The 20180-nt window shown below is 70.6% G+C and carries 17 protein-coding genes and 1 pseudogene; 10 read left to right on the top strand and 8 right to left on the bottom strand.

Annotation, left to right across the window (positions count from 1 at the left end; all coding sequences use genetic code 11):
* Positions 1-102: 102 nt before the first annotated feature.
* From ACZ56U_RS24855 to hutH, 3 genes are all read left to right on the top strand, one after another.
* Positions 103-897, top strand: coding sequence for an enoyl-CoA hydratase/isomerase family protein (locus ACZ56U_RS24855; RefSeq protein WP_469086199.1), 795 nt, complete (start codon positions 103-105; stop codon positions 895-897).
* 86 nt (positions 898-983) lie between these two features.
* Complete coding sequence (locus ACZ56U_RS24850; protein WP_469086198.1) at positions 984-2132, top strand: GGDEF domain-containing protein; 1149 nt, start codon at positions 984-986, stop codon at positions 2130-2132.
* A 99-nt stretch (positions 2133-2231) separates the two neighbouring features.
* Positions 2232-3770 (top strand): histidine ammonia-lyase, encoded by a 1539-nt coding sequence (gene hutH / locus ACZ56U_RS24845; RefSeq protein WP_469086420.1) that lies wholly within the window; start codon positions 2232-2234, stop codon positions 3768-3770.
* A 151-nt stretch (positions 3771-3921) separates the two neighbouring features.
* On the opposite strand, the gene ACZ56U_RS24840 is transcribed toward hutH, so the two are convergent.
* Both ACZ56U_RS24840 and ACZ56U_RS24835 read right to left on the bottom strand, forming a co-directional pair.
* On the bottom strand, positions 3922-4683 hold the full coding sequence (locus ACZ56U_RS24840) for a hypothetical protein (protein ID WP_469086197.1): 762 nt from the start codon (positions 4681-4683) through the stop codon (positions 3922-3924).
* Between the two features lie 84 nt (positions 4684-4767).
* Positions 4768-5058 carry an LAETG motif-containing sortase-dependent surface protein gene (locus tag ACZ56U_RS24835; RefSeq protein WP_391234827.1) on the bottom strand — a complete coding sequence of 97 codons (291 nt, stop codon included), beginning with the start codon at positions 5056-5058 and terminating at the stop codon, positions 4768-4770.
* Positions 5059-5167: 109 nt separating this feature from the next.
* Between ACZ56U_RS24835 and ACZ56U_RS24830 the strand changes: the two genes are divergently transcribed.
* The 4 genes from ACZ56U_RS24830 to ACZ56U_RS24815 all read left to right on the top strand — a co-directional run bounded on the left by ACZ56U_RS24830 (position 5168) and on the right by ACZ56U_RS24815 (position 11412).
* A complete protein-coding gene (locus tag ACZ56U_RS24830) occupies positions 5168-5518 on the top strand; it encodes a hypothetical protein (protein WP_469086196.1) in 351 nt (116 codons plus the stop codon).
* A 205-nt stretch (positions 5519-5723) separates the two neighbouring features.
* Positions 5724-6989: a L,D-transpeptidase gene (locus ACZ56U_RS24825; protein ID WP_469086195.1), complete on the top strand. Its 1266-nt coding sequence runs from the start codon at positions 5724-5726 to the stop codon at positions 6987-6989.
* Positions 6990-7263: 274 nt separating this feature from the next.
* Positions 7264-10563: a S8 family peptidase gene (locus tag ACZ56U_RS24820; protein ID WP_469086194.1), complete on the top strand. Its 3300-nt coding sequence runs from the start codon at positions 7264-7266 to the stop codon at positions 10561-10563.
* A gap of 78 nt (positions 10564-10641) precedes the next feature.
* Positions 10642-11412 (top strand): globin domain-containing protein, encoded by a 771-nt coding sequence (locus ACZ56U_RS24815; RefSeq protein WP_469086193.1) that lies wholly within the window; start codon positions 10642-10644, stop codon positions 11410-11412.
* Positions 11413-11415: 3 nt separating this feature from the next.
* On the opposite strand, the gene ACZ56U_RS24810 is transcribed toward ACZ56U_RS24815, so the two are convergent.
* Positions 11416-12336: a helix-turn-helix transcriptional regulator gene (locus ACZ56U_RS24810; protein ID WP_469086192.1), complete on the bottom strand. Its 921-nt coding sequence runs from the start codon at positions 12334-12336 to the stop codon at positions 11416-11418.
* A 169-nt stretch (positions 12337-12505) separates the two neighbouring features.
* Between ACZ56U_RS24810 and ACZ56U_RS24805 the strand changes: the two genes are divergently transcribed.
* Positions 12506-13543, top strand: a complete 1038-nt coding sequence (locus ACZ56U_RS24805; RefSeq protein WP_469086191.1) for an NAD(P)-dependent alcohol dehydrogenase — start codon at positions 12506-12508, stop codon at positions 13541-13543.
* Positions 13544-13859: 316 nt separating this feature from the next.
* Positions 13860-14552: a hypothetical protein gene (locus ACZ56U_RS24800; RefSeq protein WP_469086190.1), complete on the top strand. Its 693-nt coding sequence runs from the start codon at positions 13860-13862 to the stop codon at positions 14550-14552.
* 13 nt (positions 14553-14565) lie between these two features.
* Here the strand turns inward: ACZ56U_RS24800 and ACZ56U_RS24795 are convergent, their stop codons facing one another.
* The 5 genes and pseudogenes from ACZ56U_RS24795 to ACZ56U_RS24775 all read right to left on the bottom strand — a co-directional run bounded on the left by ACZ56U_RS24795 (position 14566) and on the right by ACZ56U_RS24775 (position 18798).
* Positions 14566-15366: an alpha/beta fold hydrolase gene (locus ACZ56U_RS24795; RefSeq protein WP_469086189.1), complete on the bottom strand. Its 801-nt coding sequence runs from the start codon at positions 15364-15366 to the stop codon at positions 14566-14568.
* A 164-nt stretch (positions 15367-15530) separates the two neighbouring features.
* Entirely contained in the window at positions 15531-16124 is a 594-nt protein-coding gene (locus ACZ56U_RS24790) for a DUF4291 domain-containing protein (RefSeq protein WP_469086188.1), read from the bottom strand.
* Positions 16125-16215: 91 nt separating this feature from the next.
* Entirely contained in the window at positions 16216-17334 is a 1119-nt protein-coding gene (locus ACZ56U_RS24785) for an AI-2E family transporter (protein WP_469086187.1), read from the bottom strand.
* Positions 17335-17472: 138 nt separating this feature from the next.
* Positions 17473-17655 (bottom strand): annotated as a pseudogene (locus ACZ56U_RS24780) (peptide-methionine (S)-S-oxide reductase); the annotation flags it as partial.
* Between the two features lie 24 nt (positions 17656-17679).
* Positions 17680-18798 (bottom strand): hypothetical protein, encoded by a 1119-nt coding sequence (locus tag ACZ56U_RS24775; protein WP_469086186.1) that lies wholly within the window; start codon positions 18796-18798, stop codon positions 17680-17682.
* Between the two features lie 219 nt (positions 18799-19017).
* Between ACZ56U_RS24775 and ACZ56U_RS24770 the strand changes: the two genes are divergently transcribed.
* Entirely contained in the window at positions 19018-20172 is a 1155-nt protein-coding gene (locus ACZ56U_RS24770; RefSeq protein ID WP_469086185.1) for a cystathionine gamma-synthase, read from the top strand.
* Positions 20173-20180: the final 8 nt, after the last annotated feature.

The following is a 20180-nucleotide window of genomic DNA, read 5'->3' as shown; positions in this document are numbered from 1 at the left end:
GGCGGGGCGCGCGAACCACGCGGCGGTCTGCTCTTTCGCCGCGCCGTCCCGGCTGCGATGATCGGGGCGGACGTTGTTAACCCGCGTTAACCGGAGGGTGTCATGAGCGAGGAACGGTTCGGGGAGTTCGTGCTGGTGCGGCGGCACGGACACGTCGCGGAACTCGCCCTCGACCGGCCGAAGGCCATGAACGCCGTGTCCACGGAGATGGCCCGCTCGCTGGGCGCCGCCTGCACGGCGCTGGGGGGCGACAAGGACGTACGGGCCGTCGTGCTGACGTCGACGCACGAGCGGGCGTTCTGCGTCGGGGCGGACCTGAAGGAGCGGAACTCCTTCACCGACGCGGACCTGGTGCGGCAGCGGCCGGTGGCGCGGGGGGCGTACACCGGCGTGTTGGAGCTGCCGGTCCCGACGATCGCCGCGGTGCACGGCTTCGCCCTGGGCGGCGGCTTCGAGCTGGCCCTGTCCTGCGATGTGATCGTGGCCGACCCCACGGCCGTGGTGGGGCTGCCCGAGGTGTCGGTCGGGGTGATCCCGGGCGGTGGCGGCACGCAGCTGCTGCCGCGCCGGGTGGGGGCCGCCCGCGCGGCGGAGCTCATCTTCACGGCTCGGCGGGTGGAGGCGGACGAGGCCCGGGAGCTGGGACTCGTGGACGTGCTCGTCGAGGAGGGACGGGACCGGGAGGAGGCGCTGGCGCTGGGGGCGCGGATGGCCGCGAACTCGCCGGTCGGCCTGCGGGCCGCGAAGAAGGCGCTGCGGCTGGGACACGGACTGGACCTGAGGACGGGCCTCGAGGTCGAGGACGCGGCATGGCGCTCGGTGGCGTTCTCGGGGGACCGGGCGGAGGGGGTACGGGCGTTCAACGAGAAGAGGACGCCTGAGTGGCCGGGGGAGTAGGGGGCGGCTTGGGGTACCCCCCGCCCCCCACACCTGTTCGGCGCATCAATGTCCCTGTTCGTCCCAAACCTCCCTAGCCTGGGGTGATGGGTGAGGACAAGCGGCTCGCGGCCGTCGTCGCGTTGGCGCAGGGTATGGCGGCAGCCCACGGGTCGCGTGAGGCGTGGCGGGCCGCTGCGACCGGTGCGTGCCGGGCCCTGGGCGGGAGCTTCGCCGCGCTGTCCGTGTGGGAGCGCGAGCTCGGGCGGCTGCGGGTCCTCGTCAACGTGGGGGATCGGGCGCCCGACGAGGAGGAGTACCCCGACGCGGAGGCCTACCCCGTCCACCAGTTCCCGGAGATCACCGAGTTCCTGCACGAGCGGTGGGCCGGGGGCGGTGAGCCCAACGCGTGGGTGGAGACGGCGGAGGGCCCGGCCGCGGGACGCCGGCCCGGCTATGTCCACCAGCGCGTCGCCGCCCTGCGCAGAAGGGGCCGGGGATGCTGTGTCGTCGCGCCCATCGTGCTCAACGGGCGGGCCTGGGGCGAGCTCTACGTCGCCCGCCCCGCCGGTCACCCCCTCTTCGGCCGCGCCGACGCCGACTTCGCCACCGTCCTCGCCTCCGTCGTCGCCGCCGGGATCGCGCAGACCGAGCGGCTGGAGGAGGCCCGGCGGCTGGCGTTCACCGACGCCCTCACCGGTCTCGCCAACCGCCGGGCCGTCGACGTACGCCTCGACGAGGCGGTCGAGCGGCACAAGCGGGAGGGGGTGGTGGTCAGCCTTGTCGTCTGCGATCTGAACGGGCTCAAGCGGGTCAACGACACCCAGGGGCACGCCGTCGGCGACCGGCTGCTGGAACGGTTCGGCTCCGTCCTGTCCCTGTGCGGCGCGATGCTGCCCGGCGCGCTCGCCGCCCGGCTCGGGGGGGACGAGTTCTGTCTGCTCGCCGTCGGGCCGAGCTCCGACGAGGTCGTCAAGGCCGCCGACGAACTCTGCCGCCGGGCCGCGGAGTTGGAGCTGGGGGACGGGGTGGCCTGCGGTGTCGCCTCCACCGAGGACCCCATCGGCCCGGTCCGCTCCGCCCGCCGGCTCTTCCGGCTCGCGGACGCCGCCCAGTACCGCGCGAAGGCCGTGCGCGCCGCCCATCCGGTCGTCGCCGGCCGGGAGGGGCCCGACGACCCGGTCGTACGGCTGGCCGACGCCCCCTCGCGCGAGGGGCACGCGGAGCGGCGCCGGTTCCGGGGGCGCCGGCTGTGACGTCGGCGAGGCTGTCGTGGCGTACGTACGGGTAAGGGGTGAACCCGGAATCCACTCGTGACATCTTCGTCTTCAGTGCGTACGCTCCTGAATATGGATATGCACACTGTGGTGGTGGGGACGTCCGGGGTGACGGCGTCCGACGTTCTCGCCGTGGCGCGCGACGGCGCCCGGGTCGAGCTCTCCGCCGAGGCGGTCGCGGCGCTGACCGCCGCCCGCGAGATCGTGGACGCGCTGGCCGCCAAGCCCGAACCCGTCTACGGCGTGAGCACCGGCTTCGGCGCCCTGGCCACCCGGCACATCAGCCCCGAGCTCCGCGCCCAGCTCCAGCGCAACATCGTCCGCTCGCACGCCGCCGGCATGGGACCGCGCGTGGAGCGGGAGGTCGTACGGGCCCTGATGTTCCTGCGTCTGAAGACCGTCTGCTCCGGACACACCGGTGTCCGGCCCCAGGTCGCGCAGACCATGGCCGACGTCCTCAACGCCGGGATCACCCCGGTCGTCCACGAGTACGGCTCCCTCGGCTGCTCCGGCGACCTCGCCCCGCTGTCGCACTGCGCGCTGACCCTGATGGGCGAGGGCGACGCCGAAGGACCCGACGGAGCCGTACGCCCCGCCGGTGAGCTGCTGGCCGAGCACGGCATCGCCCCCGTCGAACTGCGCGAGAAGGAGGGCCTCGCCCTCCTCAACGGCACCGACGGCATGCTCGGCATGCTGGTCATGGCCCTCGCCGACCTCGACATGCTCTACAAGTCCGCCGACATCACCGCGGCCCTCTCGCTGGAGGGCCTGCTCGGCACCGACAGGGTCCTCGCCCCCGAACTGCACGCCGTCCGCCCCCACCCGGGGCAGGCCGCCAGCGCCGCCAACATGCTGGCCGTGCTGAAGGGTTCGCAGCTCACCGGGCACCACCAGGACGACGCGCCGCGCGTCCAGGACGCCTACTCGGTGCGCTGCGCCCCCCAGGTCGCGGGCGCCGGCCGCGACACGATGGCGCACGCCCGCCTGGTGGCCGAGCGGGAGCTGGCCTCGGCGGTCGACAATCCGATCGTGCTGCCCGACGGGCGCGTGGAGTCCAACGGCAACTTCCACGGCGCGCCCGTCGCCTACGTGTTGGACTTCCTCGCCATCGCCGCCGCCGACCTCGCCTCCATCGCCGAGCGCCGCACCGACCGGCTGCTCGACAAGAACCGCAGCCACGGGCTGCCGCCGTTCCTCGCGGACGACGCGGGAGTGGACTCGGGGCTGATGATCGCCCAGTACACGCAGGCCGCGCTGGTGAGCGAGATGAAGCGGCTCGCCGTACCGGCGTCGGCGGACTCCATCCCGTCCTCCGCGATGCAGGAGGACCACGTGTCGATGGGCTGGTCGGCGGCGCGCAAGCTGCGCACGGCCGTCGACAACCTCACCCGGGTCGTCGCCGTCGAGCTGTACGCCGCCACCCGCGCCGTCGAGCTGCGCGAGGGCCTGGCCCCGGCACCCGCCTCGCAGGCCGTCATCGACGCCGTGCGCGAGGCGGGCGTCCAGGGCCCGGGTCCGGACCGGTTCCTCGCGCCCGATCTGGCCGCCGCGGACGCGTTCGTGCGCAGCGGGCAGCTGGTCGCGGCGGCGGAGACGGTCACCGGGCCGCTGCGCTGAGCTCCGCCGGAAGTGCCGGGACGGGTCGTGGTTCGCCTGCCGCGCCGTCGTGGCTGGTCGCGCAGTTCCCCGCGCCCCTTCAGGGCGCCGCCGAACCGTAGCCGACAAGGGCCCCTGTCGCTCGACAGGGGCCCTTCGGTCGTTCTCGTCTTTACTTGAGCTTCTTGGCCTGCGCGGTGACGACGGTGCCGTCGATCGTGTAGGGCTTCTGCGTCATCAGCGCGCCGAGGTTGAGCGTGTAGTACGTGGCGATGGTGTTGCCGTGGCGGACGACCTCGGCGTGGACCGTGCCGTTGCCCATCTCCTCGTCCATCTCGCCCTCGGAGGCGAAGGCGACCGACTCGTCGCCGGTGCCCGAGCCCTTCTCCGCGGTGACCTTGGTGAGCTTCTGCTTCTCGCCCTCCGAGGTGACCGTGAAGCCGCCGGAGCAGCCCTTGACCGCGTCCGAGACCGACTTGAACGTCTTCTCGGCGCCGTCGCCCTGGTAGGACGACAGGCCCACGAGCGTGACGTTGAGGTTCATCGCGTCGGCGAGGGAGTCCTCGAACTCGCCCTCCGCCAGGTCCTCCAGGGACTTGGACGCCGAGTCGGTCGGCGCCTTCTTCTCCTGCGTGAGGGTGACGGTGGTCTCCGCCGCCGCGTCACCGGGCGCCTGGGCCGACATGGCGTAGGCGAGCGGACGGCACTTCTCGTCGTCCGTGGTGACCTCGTCCTTGGTCTCCGGCGCGCCGACGGTCTTCTCGACCTTGTAGCCGTCCACATCGCCCTTGGCGAGGATCAGCTTCTGCAGTTCGGCCGCGGTGAGCGCCTTGGCGGCCGGGGCCGACGACGCGGCGTCCGACCCCTTGTCCTTGGAGTCGTCCGAACCGCTGTCGGAACAACCCGTGATGAGGGCGAGCGACAGGGCGCTCACGGAAAGTGTGGCGCCTATGCGGGCCCTCGATGATCTCTTCATGAGCGGACTATGAGGTTTTGGTCAAACGCGCGTCAAGTCGATTCAAAAACCGAGACGTTCCCGGCGAACCGAATAGACGACGAAACCGGCGCCGAGCACCAGACAGGCCGTGCCACCGGCGACGTACGGAGTGGTGTCGAAGCTGCCGGTGTCGGCGAGCCGGGTCTCCTCGACGGAGGTCTCCGCGGTGCTGGTGGTGGCCCTGGCCTGCTGCGTGACCTGCGCTCTCGCCGGTTCCTCCTGCGAGGCGTTGGCAGAGGGGACGAACCACAGGGCGCCCAGCAGGGTGCCTGCGGCGGTGGCGGTCAGCAACGGACGTCGAGCAGATGACACGGAATATCGATCCCCTTGTGGCGCTGGTGAATTGGCCGTGTGGGGCGATGTTAGTGAAAGGCGCGGGTCACGGGAAAGTCACGGGGGCGAAGAGCCGTACTCTCCGGACATGAGCACTCCAGAGACATCACGTTTTGTGCGCCTTCGTGTGGAACTCGTCGTCGAGATCGATGACGAGGAGGCCGTGACGAAGGCCGCGTTGGAGCGGATCGCCGAGGATCCCGAGATGCCGGACGGCGAGCAGACGCACGCCGAGAGCACTGTGACGGAAGACACCGCGGAGGCCCTCGCCTATCTCGTCGATCCGTTCGACCTGGTCAGCGAGGTGCCCGGGGTCGAGCTGGTGCAGGCCTCCTGGTCCAGCGAGCAGATCGACTACGACCCGGATTCGCCGGAGTGGGACCTCGACGACGATGATGTGGACCAGGACGAGGACGACGAAGCGGCGGCAGTCGGCTGAGCGGTCTTGGGGAATTCGTGACCCCGGACGGCAACCGCCGCCCGGGGTTTCGTCGTCTCAGGGGGCGCACGGACCGAGAGCCGCACCACCCGTCACTACGGACGTGGTGTGCCCCACACCTTCGATGAATGTGGAACGGGACGAACCGGTCGTAGCGTTGATGTCTTGTTAACGGGGACTCTCAGTGTTCTGGGATTCGGCAACGATGGAGAAGCGTGTGATGACGGTCAGTAAGCGGCGCAGGGGCCTGACGGTCGCGTCCGCACTGCTCGGGGGTGTCCTGGTGCTCTCGGCCTGTTCCGGCGGCGACGGCGACGAGGCCTCCGGCGGCGGCAACGACACCTCCCAGGCGAAGGCCGACGAGGCGGCCGCCAAGAAGGCGTCCGTGGCGGACATCAAGATCACGCCCAAGGACGGCTCGGACAACGCCTCCATCAACAACTCCGCCGCGGTCACCGTGAGCAAGGGCACGCTCACGGACGTCTCCATGACGACCGCCGACGGCACCGAGGTCGCGGGCGCGCTCTCCGCCGACAAGACCAGCTGGAAGCCGACCACCCAGCTGGAGCGGTCGACCACCTACAAGCTCGCCGCCGAGGCCAAGGACTCCGAGGGCCGCGTCGCCCACGAGAACGCCTCGTTCACCACGGTGTCCCCGAGCAACAGCTTCATAGGGAACTTCACGCCGGAGGACGGTTCCACCGTCGGCGTGGGCATGCCGGTGTCGATCAACTTCGACAAGGCCATCACCAACAAGGCGGCCGTCCAGAAGGGCATCACCGTCAATTCCTCCAGCGGCCAGGAGGTCGTCGGGCACTGGTTCAACGCCAACCGCCTCGACTTCCGCCCCGAGGACTACTGGACCGAGAACTCCACCGTCACGCTGAAGCTCGCGCTCGACGGTGTCGAGGGCGCGGACGGCGTCTACGGCGTCCAGCAGAAGACGGTCACCTTCAAGATCGGCCGTAACCAGGTCTCCATCGTCGACGCCAAGACCAAGCAGATGAAGGTCACGCACAACGGCCAGACGATCAAGACCATCCCGATCTCCGCCGGTTCGCCGGACAACAAGACCTACGAAGGCATCATGGTGATGTCCGAGAAGTTCAAAGAGACGCGGATGAACGGCACGACCGTCGGCTTCACCGACAACGACGGCAAGGCCGAGTACGACATCAAGGACGTCCCGCACGCCATCCGCCTCACCAACTCCGGCACCTTCGTGCACGGCAACTACTGGGGCGCGAAGTCCATCTTCGGCAGCGTGAACACCAGCCACGGCTGCGTCGGCCTCTCGGACACCAAGGGCGCCAACGACAAGGGCACCGCGGGCTACTGGTTCTACAACAACTCGATCGTCGGTGACGTCGTGGTCGTGCAGAACACCGGCGACAAGACGGTCGCCCCGGACAACGGCCTCAACGGCTGGAACCTGAGCTGGGCGGACTGGAAGGCCGGCTCCGCCGTCTGATCCGTTCGATCCAGGTCCCGTTCACAGTTTTCCGATGCCGCCCTCAGGGGCGGCATCGGTGTTTCCGGGCTCCGCCACGTGAAGGTGAACGCGGGCGCGTGAATATGAGCAACGCGTAACAGTGCCCCCTGTGGGGTTCCTGTCTCTTGAGGTGCCTGATCGCCCCCGGCATACTGCGGGTTCCGGGGGGAGCACGCGCGAGTTGAGACCACCCCCGGCCGGGCGAACGGGGATTCGCCCGGACCTTCTGCAAGGGGGAGTCTTGCGCACACAAGTGAAAAGAGTTTGTGCTGCCACCGTGGCCACGGGAGCAGCGGTAGCCCTCGCGGCAGGCCTGACCAGCCCCGCGGCGGCACAGCCGGAGCAGCAGGCGGCCAAGTCCGCCGCCTCGCTGAAGGCACACCATCGCATCACCCTGATCACCGGGGACCGGGTCGCCGTCGACGCCAAGGGCAACGTCGTCAGCGTGGAGCGGGCCAAGGGGCGCGAGCGCATACCCTTCCAGGTCCGCAAGGCCGACGGGCACACCCTGGTGACACCCGCCGACGCGGCCCGTCTGGTCGCCGCGGGCAAGCTGGACCAGCGCCTGTTCGACGTCACCGAGCTCAACAAGTCCGCGACCCGCGCCTCACAGGCCAAGGGCCTGAAGGTGATCGTCGGTTACCAGGGCGCGGCGGCCGCGGCGAAGGACGACGTCCGGGACGCGGGCACCCTGCGCGTGGCCCTGAAGTCGCTGAACGCCGACGCGGTGCAGACCTCCCACCGGAACGCGCCCGAGCTGTGGGACGCCGTCACCAACGGCGACAAGACGGCCGCCGGCATCGCGCACGTCTGGCTGGACGGGGTCCGCAAGGCCAGCCTCGACAAGTCCGTCCCGCAGATCGGCGCCCCCAAGGCGTGGGCCTCGGGCTACACCGGCAAGGGCGTCAAGATCGCCGTCCTGGACACCGGAGTCGACGCCACGCACCCGGACCTCAAGGACCAGGTGATCGAGGCCAAGAACTTCTCCGACGCCGCCGACGCCACCGACCACTTCGGTCACGGCACGCACGTCGCGTCCATAGCGGCGGGCACCGGCGCCAAGTCCGGCGGCAAGTTCAAGGGCGTGGCGCCCGACGCCAAGATCCTCAACGGCAAGGTCCTCGACGACTTCGGCTCCGGCGACGACTCCGGCATCGTCGCCGGTATGGAGTGGGCCGCCGCGCAGGGCGCCGACGTCGTCAACCTCAGCCTCGGCAGCCCGGACACCCCGGAGCTCGACCCGCTGGAGGCGGCGGTCAACAAGCTCTCCGCCGAGAAGGGCGTGCTCTTCGCGATCGCGGCGGGGAACTCCGGTCCGGAGACGGTCGGTTCGCCGGGCAGCGCGGACGCCGCGCTCACCGTCGGCGCCGTCGACGACAAGGACAAAATGGCCCCCTGGTCCTCCGGCGGTCCCCGGATCGGTGACGGCGCCATCAAGCCCGACGTGACCGCGCCGGGCGTGGACATCACGGCGGCCTCGGCCAAGGGCAGCGTCATCGAGCAGGACGTCGGCGAGAAGCCGGCCGGCTACCTGACCATCTCGGGCACGTCGATGGCGGCCCCGCATGTCGCGGGCGCGGCGGCCATCCTCAAGCAGCGGCACCCGCAGTGGTCGTACTCCGAACTCAAGGGTGCGCTGACCGCGTCCACCAAGGGCGGCAAGTACACCGCGTTCCAGCAGGGTTCCGGCCGGATCCAGGTCGACAAGGCCATCAAGCAGACCGTGATCGCCGACCCGGTGTCGGTGAGCTTCGGTACGCAGGCGTGGCCGCACACCGACGACAAGCCGGTCACGAAGAAGCTGACGTACCGCAACCTCGGCACCCAGGACGTCACGCTGAAGCTGTCGTCGACGGCCACCAACCCCAAGGGCGCGGCGGCCCCGACGGGCTTCTTCAAGCTCGGCGCCACCACGGTGAAGGTACCGGCGGGCGGCACGGCCGCGGTCGACTTCCGCGTCAACACCAAGCTGGGCGGCACGGTCGACGGCGCGTACTCCGCGTACGTGACCGCGACGGGCGGCGGCCAGACGGTCCGTACGGCCGCGGCGGTCCAGCGTGAGGTGGAGTCGTACGAGCTCACCGTCAAGCACATCGGCAAGGACGGCCTGCCGACGGCCGACTACAACACGATCCTCGCCGGCTACGCGGGCCTGGCCACCGACCGCGGCTACCAGGTGACGATCGACGAGTCCGGAACGACCAAGATGCGGCTGCCCAAGGGCACCTACCTGCTGGACGCCTGGATCGCCAAGGACTGGGTGAACCTGGAGGGCGGTCTCGACTGGGTGGTCCAGCCGAGGCTGAGCCTCACGAAGAACAGCTCGGTGACGATCGACGCGCGCACCGCCAAGTCGGCCGACATCACGGTCCCGGACGCCGCGGCCACGCAGCGGTCGGGCCTGATCAGCTACTTCTACGAGCCTGCGGGCCTCGGTGTCGGGGTGGGGCTGCAGTCCTTCGCCGACCTGCGGATGGCGCACCTCGGCCCGCAGGTCACGAGCGGTCTGATCCAGACCTGGAGCGGTCAGTGGATCAAGGGTGACAACGCCGAGTACGACGTGGCCACCTCGGCGTCGGTCAAGAAGATCCAGGGCGCCAAGGTCCGCCACTTCAAGGCGTCCGAGCTCGCCACGGTGAAGAACAACCTCGGTGCCGCCGCGGCCGGCAAGACCGGCGCGGTCACCCCCTGGGGCTACTTCCCCCAGGACATCGTGATCGGCTCGCCGGTGGAGCAGAAGCTGCCGGGCACCCGCACGGTGTACCTCTCGACGTCCGACAAGATCCGGTGGGCGATCGACTTCGAGCAGTACAAGGGCAAGGACCCGGAGGGCTTCCCGATCACGGAGGCCTTCTACACGGTGGGCGCCGCGCAGATCTTCAAGGCGGGCCAGACGTACACGAAGACCTTCAACACCGCGGTCTTCGGCCCGCACCTGAACAAGACCTTCGGTGTGTTCCGTACGGGCAACAACCTCTTCGGCTACCTTCCGGTGTTCGCCGACGGGGCGGGGCACGCGGGCTCCTCCGACTTCACCTCGGTGAAGACGGAGCTGTACCGCAACGGCACCAAGGTCGGCTCCAACAAGGACCCGTTCTTCGGCGACGAGGCCTTCAAGGTCCCCGCGGCCGACGCCGAGTACAAGCTGACGACGTCCGTGAAGCGGAGCGTCAAGGTGGCGGCGGCCTCGACCCGGATCGACGCGAGCTTCACGTTCCGCTCGAAGAAGTCCTCCGCCGACATGGTCTCGCTGCCGGTCTCCACGGTCCGCTTCAACGCCAGGACGGGCCTCGACAGCCGCGTCACGGCCGGTGAGACGGTGAAGATCCCGGTCACCGTCGAGGGCGCCGCCAAGGGCTCCAACCTGAAGTCGCTGGCGGTGTACGTGTCGTACGACTACGGCCAGACCTGGAAGAAGGTCAAGGTCGTGGACGGCAAGATCACCGCGAAGAACCCGGAGAAGGGCAAGGGCATCTCCTTCCACGCGAAGATCGCCGACAAGAAGGGCAACAAGTCGACGGTCTCGATCTACAACGCGTACTACGGCAAGTAGTCCGCAGCCGTAGGCCATGAGCGAAAGTCCCGCCGGAGGGAGAGCTTCCGGCGGGACTTCCGTGTTTGTGTGGGGCGTATGACGGCTCACACAGTGGAGTACATCCGCTACCGCATCCCGGAAGACAGTTCGGCGGAGTTCCTCGCCGCCTACACCCGCGCCGCCGTACAGCTGGCGGCGGCCGAGAGTTGCGTGGACTACGAACTGGCCCGCTGCGAGGAGGACTTCTCGCACTTCGTGCTGCGGATCACCTGGACCTCCACGGAGGACCACCTGGAGGGCTTCCGCAAGTCCGAGCGCTTCGCCGACTTCCTCGCCGAGATCCGCCCGTACACCGCCGACATCGAGGAGATGCGGCACTACAAGCCGACGACGGTACGCGGCACGGGCGCGGCCGTGCCCACGCTGTACGCCTGGGCGGGCGGCGCGGAGGCCTTCACGCGCCTGACGTCGGTGTTCTACGACAAGGTCCGCAAGGACGACCTCCTCGCCCCGGTCTTCGCGGGGCTCGCCCCCGAGCACGCCCAGCACGTCGCCCTCTGGCTCGCGGAGGTCTTCGGCGGCCCGCCCGCGTACTCCGAGACCCAGGGCGGGCACGGCCACATGGTCGCCAAGCATCTGGGCCGCGCCATCACCGAGCCGCAGCGCCGCCGCTGGGTCGACCTCATCCAGGACGCGGCGGACGAGGCGGGCCTGCCCACGGACGCGGAGTTCCGCTCGGCGTTCCTGGCGTACGTGGAGTGGGGGACGCGGCTCGCCGTGCACTTCTCCGGCCCGGACGCCAAGCCGCCGGCCGAGCAGCCGGTGCCGAAGTGGCAGTGGGGAGCGGCGCCGCCGTACCAGGGGTGAGGGTCAGGCCTGCGGGGCCGCCCAGTCCTGGCCCGCGCGGGTCGCGTCGGTGCCCCAGCTCGCCAGCAGGCGCAGGGCCTCCGCCGACGGGGACCCCGGCTCCGCGTGGTAGGTGATCAGCATCTGCTCGCTCTCGTCGGGGAGCCGGAAGGACTCGAAGTGGAGCGTGAGGTCGCCCACCAGGGGATGGTGCAGGCGTTTGACGCCGTACCCCTTCTCCTTGACGTCATGGGTGGCCCACAGCCGTCTGAACTCCTCGCTCTTGACGGAGAGCTCACCGACGAGGGCGGACAGCCGAGGGTCGTCGGGATGGCAGCCGGCGTCCATGCGCAGGAAGCTCACTATGTCCGTGGCCTTCTGGTCCCACGCCACGAACAGATCGCGGTACTCGGGCCGCAGGAACACCAGCCGCGCCCAGTTCCGCTCCTGCGGCGGCAGCTGCGCCCAGTCGCCGAAGACCGCCGCGGCCATCCGGTTCCAGGCCAGGATGTCCGAGCGCCGGCCGAAGATGTAGGCGGGGCAGCCCTCCATCGTGTCCAGCAGCTGGAGCAGCGAACCGCGCACCTGCTGCGGCCGCCCGCTCGTCTTCCTCTTGTGCTGCTTCGGCTTGGCGAGGTGGGTGAGGTGGGCGTGCTCGGCGTCCGTCAACCGGAGGGCGCGGGCGATGGCGTCCAGCACCTCCGCGGAGACGTTCTGCCCGTTGCCCTGCTCCAGGCGCGTGTAGTACGCCACCGAGACGCCCGCCAGCTGCGCCAGCTCCTCGCGCCGCAGCCCGGGCACCCGCCGGTGCCGGCCGAAGTCCGGCAGCCCGACGTCCTCGGGCTTCAGCCGGGCCCGCCGGGTGCGCAGGAACTCGCTCAGCTCGGCCCGGCGGTCCAGTGCGGCGCCGGTGGGCTCCGGTACGGGTTCACGGCGTTCGTCCATGCCTCAAGTATTCACGGTCGTACGCCCACCATCCTGACCCCGCCAGTAGTAGGACCAGCGGGCGTACGAACAGCCGTGACCTGGGTGGATGCCCGCCGCTCCGGCAAGCTGGGCGGCGTACCCGGTCAGAAGGCGGCCGGGTGCGAGACCACTGCTAGGAGAACCCGGCATGACCACCGTTGCTGCGTACGCCGCCCCCTCCGCCAAGGCTCCCCTGGAGCGCACCACCATCGAACGGCGGGCGGTCCGTGAGTTCGACGTCCTGATCGACATCAAGTTCGCCGGCATCTGCCACTCCGACATCCACCAGGCCCGCGAGGGCTGGGGCGAGGCCATCTTCCCGATGGTCCCCGGCCACGAGATCGCCGGTGTCGTCTCCGAGGTCGGCCCCGGTGTGACGAAGTTCCAGGTGGGCGACCGGGTGGGCGTCGGCTGCCTGGTCGACTCCTGCCGCGAGTGCGACAGCTGCAAGGCCGGCGAGGAGCAGTACTGCACCAGCTTCGTCGGCACCTACAACGCGATCGGCAAGGACGGCGAGCCCACCTACGGCGGCTACTCCGAGAAGGTCGTCGTGGACGAGAACTTCGTCGTCCGCATCCCCGACGGCATCGCCCTCGACGAGGCCGCCCCGCTGCTGTGCGCCGGCATCACCCTGTACTCCCCGCTCAAGCACTGGAACGCCGGCCCCGGCAAGAAGGTCGCCATCGTCGGTCTGGGCGGCCTCGGCCACATGGGCGTCAAGATCGCCCACGCGCTCGGCGCCGAGGTCACCGTCCTGTCCCAGTCGCTGCGCAAGAAGGACGACGGCCTGAAGCTGGGCGCCGACCACTACTACGCCACCAGCGACCCGAAGACCTTCGAGGAGCTGGCCGGCACCTTCGACCTGATCGTCTCCACCGTCTCGGCGCCGATGGACTTCGGCGCCCTGCTCTCCCTGCTCCGGCGGGACGGCGCGCTGGTGAACGTCGGCGCCCCCGAGGAGCCGATCGCGCTCAACCTCTTCTCGGTGATCGGCGGCCGCAAGACCCTCGCCGGTTCCATGATCGGCGGTATCGCCGAGACCCAGGAGATGCTGGACTTCTGCGCTGAGCACGGTCTCGGCGCGGAGATCGAGCTGATCCGCGCGGAGGAGATCAACGACGCCTACGAGCGGGTGCTGGCGAGCGACGTCCGCTACCGGTTCGTGATCGACACGGCGACGATCTGACGCCACCGCCCCTGTGACCGAGGGCCCCGGAGCCGCACTGCTCCGGGGCCCTCACCTCGCTGCGGGGGCGTGCTGTGCCGTTCGGGTACGGCGGTCATGCGTTCCCTCCCGGTGGTGCGGCCTCACCGTGCCGTCTGCGTAGGGCGGCACAGCGGCACAGCAGGTACGGCCCGCTGACCAGCGCGGTGAGCGCGACGAACCGTCTGCACCAGCGCCCCGGTCTACGCTGCTGCCCACGCCCTGGGGGAGGGGCGACGGGTGAGGGGTGGGGATGGCGATGGTTCGGCGGCCACGTGTGGGTGCTTGTCCTGCGGTCGTGGCCGCGTTGGCGGTCCTGTCCACGCTCACCGCGTGCGGGGGCGGGGGCGGAGGCGGGGAGGACTCGGCGCCGGAGGCGCGCGGCACCGTGCGCGGCAAGCCGTTGAGCTCGGCCGGGCTAGAACAGGCGGTGGTCACGGAGGCGGACCTCGCCGGATACGAGATCAACAAGATGGTGACCGCCACCGGGGCGTCACGGCGTACGGCCGAACCCGCCGCCTGCGCCCCTGTCGTACAGGCACTGGGCGGCAGCAGCGGCCTCGCGGCCGTCGCGCGAGCCGGACGGATCATCGCCCTGAAGAAGGACAGCGCGACCGGCGCCTCCATGGTCCTGTCGTCCCACAGTGGCCAGGACGCCGCCCGGGTGATGGAGTCCCTCCGCACGGCCGCCGAGGAGTGCGAGACCTTCAAGGACGTGTCGGTGGGCTTCCGTTACGACGACGTCGAGGTGCGGTCCGATCCCGGCTACGGCGACGACTCCGTGTCCCTGCGGCTCACCCAGCTCGCGGCGCTGGACGAGGACGAGGAGCCGGTCCGCGTCCCCTTCGCGGTGCTGGCCGTGCGGAAGGGGGCGGCGGTGGCCCTGTTCTGCGAGTTCAACCGCCCTGGTGCGACGGGGGAGGCGGACCCGGCCGTCGTACCGTCGGCGATCGTCGAGGCGCAGATGAAGAAGCTGACAACGTCCCGGTGAGGGGCGGGCGCCGCTACAGCGCCGCGAGGAACGCGCGGACCTCGGTGGCGAACTCGTCCGGGGCGCTGGTCGGGATCAGGTGGTCGGCGTCCAGGTCCACCCTCCTGGTGCCGGGGCGGCGTTCCACCATCGCGTCGGCCTGCTCGACCGGGATGACGCCCCCGGTGCCGCGGATCAGCAGGGCGGGACAGGCGCCGGCGGTCCAGTCGGCCCAGTGATCGCCGTGCACCAGGTCCTCCGAGCGGTACATGTCCTGCGGGTGGAACGGCAACCGCCAGCCGCCGCCCGGGAGTTCACGCAGCCGCTCGGAGAAGTACGGCGCGGCGGGTCCCATGCCCCGCAGGAGTGCCTCGCGGGTCGGGGCCTCGTACGGCAGGTCCAGCAGGAACCCGAAGGGGTTCGCCCCGTCGAGCCCGAGCGCGGCGGCCCCCTCGACGTTGATCAGCGCGCTGACGCGCTCGGGGTGCCGGGCGGCGAACTGATAGGCGTTGATCGCGCCGAGGGAGTGCCCGAGCAGCACGACCCGGTCGAGCGCCAGGTGGTCGAGCAGCGCCAGTACGTCGGCGAGGTAGCCCTCGCGGGTGTACTCGGCGGCACGATCCGACTCGCCGTGCCCCCGCTGATCCGGCGCGATCACCCGCCACTCGGCTCCCAGAGCCCCGGCGAGCGGGGCGAAGGAGGCGCCCTCGGAGAGGTGTCCGTGGAGGGCGACGAGGGGGCGGCCGGGGCCACCGAAGTCGACGTAGGACAGGCGGCGTTCGGCGAGGTGGAGGGTGGAGCGGGTGGTGGACGCGTGGCGGGTGGCGGCGGTCATGAGGTCCCCCTGTCGGGCGTCGCGAGGTTGCGACGAGAGAACCGTATCGAGGTATTGGGCGATCGCGCAATACGCTTGTATAGGACGTTCGTCTGAGGGGGTGGGGGAGGCGGGGGCGCCCGGCGCGGTGAGGAGTGGCCCCGTGCGGCGAGAGTGCCCCGGTCTCAGCCGCACAGATGTGCGAGCGCCTCCTCCCCGACCGGGTACCGGCGTTCCTGGGGCAGCAGTCGGGCGGCGGAGTCCAGCTCGCCCGCCTGGACGTGGGCCCGGACCTCATGGGCGAGCGGAGTCACATCGCGGATGCCGACCACCCACTCGTCGGCGTAGCGTCGTGCCGCCTCGCCGGAGAGACCGAGTTGCAGAGACTGGTGGGGGAGGGGCCGCAGATGCAGATCCCGCTCCGGATCCCACTGCACACGACTGGGCGCCTGCCTCAACTCACGCTGCCAGGCGGCTCGGTCGGGGTGCACGCCGGGGACGTAGTGCGACAGGCAGGCGTGCCGCAACGCCCAGTCGAAGCCGTCACGCCGGATGTCGACCGCGAGAACGGTCTCCTGCCCCTCTTTGTCCCCCCAGCCGCACCGGTACATCATCCACAGGAACGAGGGCTTGATCCATGTCATCCGGTCGCGCTTCCACGTGGACGGGAAACGCCCCGCCCGCGCGGCGGGGCCGCCGATTCCCGGGGTGTACGCCTGGTAGACGGTGATCGTGGAGTCGGTGAAGGTCGCGCGGATCTCGCGCTGCGGTCGTTCCATGGCGTACAGCCTGCGGCCGGCCCCGCGGACACGGCCACCGGTTTTCGCACGCCGTCCACCTCACCGCAGGGAGCTGTGACGACAGGGCCTGCTAGGCCGACGGGAGGGGGGCGCCGTCGTCGGACTCTTCGGACTCCGGGCCCTCGGTCGGTTCGCTGAGCTGCTCCCGTACGTAGTCCCAGACCACCGCGATCACCGCGACGACCGGGACCGCGAGCAGGCTGCCGACGATGCCGGCCAGGCTGCCGCCCAGCGTCACGGCCAGCAGGATCACGGCCGCGTGGAGGCCGAGCCCGCGGCTCTGGATCATGGGCTGGAAGACGTTGCCCTCGAGTTGCTGCACCACCAGGATGATGGCCAGCGCGATCAGCGCGTCCGTGAGGCCGTTGGAGACCAGCGCGATCAGCACGGCGACGAATCCGGCGAACAGGGCACCGACGATCGGCACGAACGCCGAGACGAAGGTCAGCACCGCCAGCGGCAGCACCAGGGGCACCCCGAGGATCCACAGGCCGAGGCCGATCAGGACCGCGTCGAGCAGACCGACGGCCGCCTGGGACCGCACGAACGCACCCAGCGTCTCCCAGCCGCGCGCCGCCACGGTCGGGACGTCGGTGGCGAGGCGACCGGGCAACTGGCGAGCCAGCCACGGCAGGAACCGCGGCCCGTCCTTGAGGAAGAAGAACATCAGGAAGAGCGCCAGGACGGCGGTGACCAGTCCGTTCAGCACGGTGCTCACACCCGTGACGACGGCGCCGGCCATGCTGCCGAGACCGTCCTGCGCGCGGGAGACGGCCGAGTCGAAGGCCTTGTTGATCTGGGCGTCGTCGATGTTCAACGGCGGCCCGGCGGCCCACTCCCGCAACTCCTGCACACCCTTGAACACACCGTCGCTCAGTTCCCCCGACTGGGACGCCACCGGCACCGCGATCAGCGCCACGACCCCCATGGCGACCAGCAGGAACACCACCGTGACGACCGACGCGGCCACGGCGGGCTTCCATCCGCGGCGGCGCAGGAACCGGGTCGGCGGCCAGGTCAGTGTCGTCAGCAACAGCCCCACCACCAAGGGCCAGACGACCGACCACGTCCGGCCAAGGAGCCACAGCGCCACCGCGAGCATCAGCAGGACCAGCAGCAATTCCCCGGACACACGCGCCGATGTGCGGAGCGCGGCCCGGACCCTCGTGGAACTCAACGTGGCAGTCACGGAAGCACCCTATGGGCACTCCGGGCACATCCATACCGCAACCGACAGCTTGTACGAGCATCGAGACGCGACTTCGGCCGAGCCCGGCTGATCGTCAGCGCCCGCAGGGCCGCCCTGCCGGCCGACGCCAGAAGCGACTCAGCCCTCGGCCCGGACCACACCGATCGGACAGGAGACACCGGTCCCGCCGATCCCGCAGTACCTGGCCGGGTGCTTGTCGAGGTACTGCTGGTGGTAGCTCTCGGCCGGATAGAAGGGGCGTTCCGGTGCCGGGAGGATCTCCGTGGTGATCGTGCCGTAGCCGGAGCCCGTCAGGACTCCGTGCAGGTCCCGCCTCGCCAGGCCCTAGTGCGGCAGCGTCGCCGGGCTGCCGCCGTTCGCCTCGTAGCCCGCGACCGCCAGCGCCCGGTAGACCGCGAACTCGCCCGCCGGGTCGGCGGACAGGGTCCACGGCAGGGCGCCGACATGGCCGTCGATGTGGACGAGCTGGTTCATGGCCTCCTTCCAGCGCTCCCCGCGGACGAGGAAGAAGACCAGCATGTGCCGGACGTGCGCGAGCATCGGGTCGTCCGCGCGGGCCGAGTGCACGGCGTGCAGCGCGCCGTGGATCGCCTTGGTGACGACCTCGCTCTGGTAGAAGCCGCTGACCAGGTTCAGCTCGGGCAGGTGCTCGAAGACCGAGAAGAGGGGCATGGCGGCGAGGAGGGAACCGCGGGGCGCGCGGGCGGCGGCCGCCTCCGTGAAGGAGGTCGCCAGCTCACGCGAGCCGTGCCACTTCTCGCACCAGTAGTGCAGCGCCGCCAGATGCGCGCCCATGTGCGCCGGGGCGCGGTCGAGGATCTTCAGCCACAGCTGCTCGAACTCCTCGCGCGAGTACGTGAGGCCGCGGGCCACCGACAGCTCCACGATGTACGGGACCGGGTCACCGGGGGCCAGCAGCGCCGCCTCGCCGCACGCCGCCCTCGCCTCCTCCATGATGATCCGGAACGCGTCCGTGCCGGGCGTGGCCGTGCGCCACGCCTGCTGCACCAGGAACTCCGCGTGCACCGCCGCGCCGCCCGCGTCCTTGGGCTGCTCGGCCCGCCACACCCGCAGCCACTGGCCGCCCGGCGACTCGCTCACCCCGCCCGGCCGCTGCGCCAGCTCCAGCGAGGCCGCGCCCGCGAAGGCCTGCACCCGCTGCCAGCGCAGCTCGCCCTGCGCCTCGGTGCCGGCCAGCAGCTGGGAGGCCGCCCGGTAGTCCTGTGTGCGCTGCACCAGGTCCAGGACGTCCAGCAGGTCCTGGTCGGGGCCGGGCATACGGACGTCCAGCTCCTCCTGGCGTACGAAGCCGTAGTCCGCGGGGTCCGCGGCGTCCGGGTGGCCCGGCGGGACCTGCTCGATCATGCCCCGCCTGCGCCGCATGACCGGCAGCAGCACGAAGCCGAGCATGACCAGCGCCATCAGGACCCAGAGAATTTCCATGGCTCAAGCGTTCCAGACACCGCCGACACTTGGCCAACCCGGTCCCCGGCCTGTGGAAAACTTCCGCTCCCGCCCCCGAAGAACCTGTGGAAACCTCCCCCTCCCGCCCCCGGGGCGCCTGCGGGAGACTTCCCCCTGCCGCCTCCGGACCCTCGGGAGAACCCCGCTCGGGCGTCGCCGTACGACACACGCCCCGCGAGCGGACTACGCTCGGTCCCCATGAGCGACAGGCACATCAGTCAGCACTTCGAGACGCTCGCCATCCACGCGGGCAACACGGCGGACCCCCTCACCGGTGCGGTCGTCCCGCCGATCTACCAGGTCTCGACGTACAAGCAGGACGGCGTCGGCGGTCTGCGGGGCGGCTACGAGTACAGCCGCAGCGCCAACCCCACCCGCACCGCCCTGGAGGAGAACCTCGCCGCCCTCGAGGGCGGCCGGCGAGGTCTCGCGTTCGCGTCCGGACTGGCGGCCGAGGACTGCCTGTTGCGTACGCTGCTCAGCCCCGGTGACCACGTGGTCATCCCCAATGACGCGTACGGCGGCACCTTCCGGCTCTTCGCCAAGGTCGTCGCCCGGTGGGGCGTGGAGTGGTCGGTCGCCGACACCAGCGACCCCGCCGCCGTACGGGCCGCCATCACCCCGAAGACCAAGGCCGTGTGGGTGGAGACCCCCTCCAACCCGCTGCTCGGCATCACCGACATCGCCGCCGTCGCCCAGGTCGCGCGGGACGCGGGCGCGAAGCTCGTCGTCGACAACACCTTCGCCACGCCGTACCTTCAGCAGCCGCTGTCGCTCGGCGCCGACGTGGTGGTGCACTCGCTGACCAAGTACATGGGCGGTCACTCGGACGTCGTCGGCGGCGCGCTGATCACCGCTGACGAGGCGCTCGGCGAGGAACTGGCGTACCACCAGAACGCGATGGGCGCGGTCGCCGGACCCTTCGACTCCTGGCTGGTGCTGCGCGGCACCAAGACGCTGTCGGTGCGGATGGACCGGCACAGCGAGAACGCCACGAAGATCGCCGACATGCTGACCCGGCACGCGCGCGTGACGGAGGTGCTGTACCCGGGCCTGGAGGACCACCCCGGCCACGAGGTCGCCGCCAAGCAGATGCGGTCCTTCGGCGGCATGGTCTCCTTCCGGGTCCAGGGCGGTGAGGAGGCGGCCGTCGAGGTCTGCAACCGCGCCAAGGTGTTCACCCTCGGCGAGTCCCTGGGCGGTGTGGAGTCCCTGATCGAGCACCCCGGCCGGATGACGCACGCGTCCGTGGCCGGCTCGGCCCTGGAGGTCCCCGCCGACCTCGTCCGTCTGTCGGTGGGCATCGAGAACGTCGAGGACCTCCTGGAGGACCTCCAGCAGGCCCTGGGCTAGCCCTTCGG

The sequence above is a fragment of the Streptomyces sp. NPDC034103 genome, from assembly GCF_055575395.1.
This window is presented reverse-complemented; position numbering and strand designations above follow the sequence as displayed.

Excerpts from the sequence above, each read along its gene's own strand:
- ACZ56U_RS24855 (WP_469086199.1), top strand. The coding sequence starts at position 103 with ATGAGCGAGGAACGGTTCGGGGAGTTCGTGCTGGTGCGGCGGCACGGA.
- ACZ56U_RS24850 (WP_469086198.1), top strand. The coding sequence starts at position 984 with ATGGGTGAGGACAAGCGGCTCGCGGCCGTCGTCGCGTTGGCGCAGGGT.
- hutH (WP_469086420.1), top strand. The coding sequence starts at position 2,232 with ATGCACACTGTGGTGGTGGGGACGTCCGGGGTGACGGCGTCCGACGTT.
- ACZ56U_RS24830 (WP_469086196.1), top strand. The coding sequence starts at position 5,168 with ATGAGCACTCCAGAGACATCACGTTTTGTGCGCCTTCGTGTGGAACTC.
- ACZ56U_RS24825 (WP_469086195.1), top strand. The coding sequence starts at position 5,724 with ATGGAGAAGCGTGTGATGACGGTCAGTAAGCGGCGCAGGGGCCTGACG.
- ACZ56U_RS24815 (WP_469086193.1), top strand. The coding sequence starts at position 10,642 with ATGACGGCTCACACAGTGGAGTACATCCGCTACCGCATCCCGGAAGAC.
- ACZ56U_RS24810 (WP_469086192.1), bottom strand. The coding sequence starts at position 12,336 with ATGGACGAACGCCGTGAACCCGTACCGGAGCCCACCGGCGCCGCACTG.
- ACZ56U_RS24805 (WP_469086191.1), top strand. The coding sequence starts at position 12,506 with ATGACCACCGTTGCTGCGTACGCCGCCCCCTCCGCCAAGGCTCCCCTG.
- ACZ56U_RS24795 (WP_469086189.1), bottom strand. The coding sequence starts at position 15,366 with ATGACCGCCGCCACCCGCCACGCGTCCACCACCCGCTCCACCCTCCAC.
- ACZ56U_RS24790 (WP_469086188.1), bottom strand. The coding sequence starts at position 16,124 with ATGGAACGACCGCAGCGCGAGATCCGCGCGACCTTCACCGACTCCACG.
- ACZ56U_RS24775 (WP_469086186.1), bottom strand. The coding sequence starts at position 18,798 with ATGGAAATTCTCTGGGTCCTGATGGCGCTGGTCATGCTCGGCTTCGTG.
- ACZ56U_RS24770 (WP_469086185.1), top strand. The coding sequence starts at position 19,018 with ATGAGCGACAGGCACATCAGTCAGCACTTCGAGACGCTCGCCATCCAC.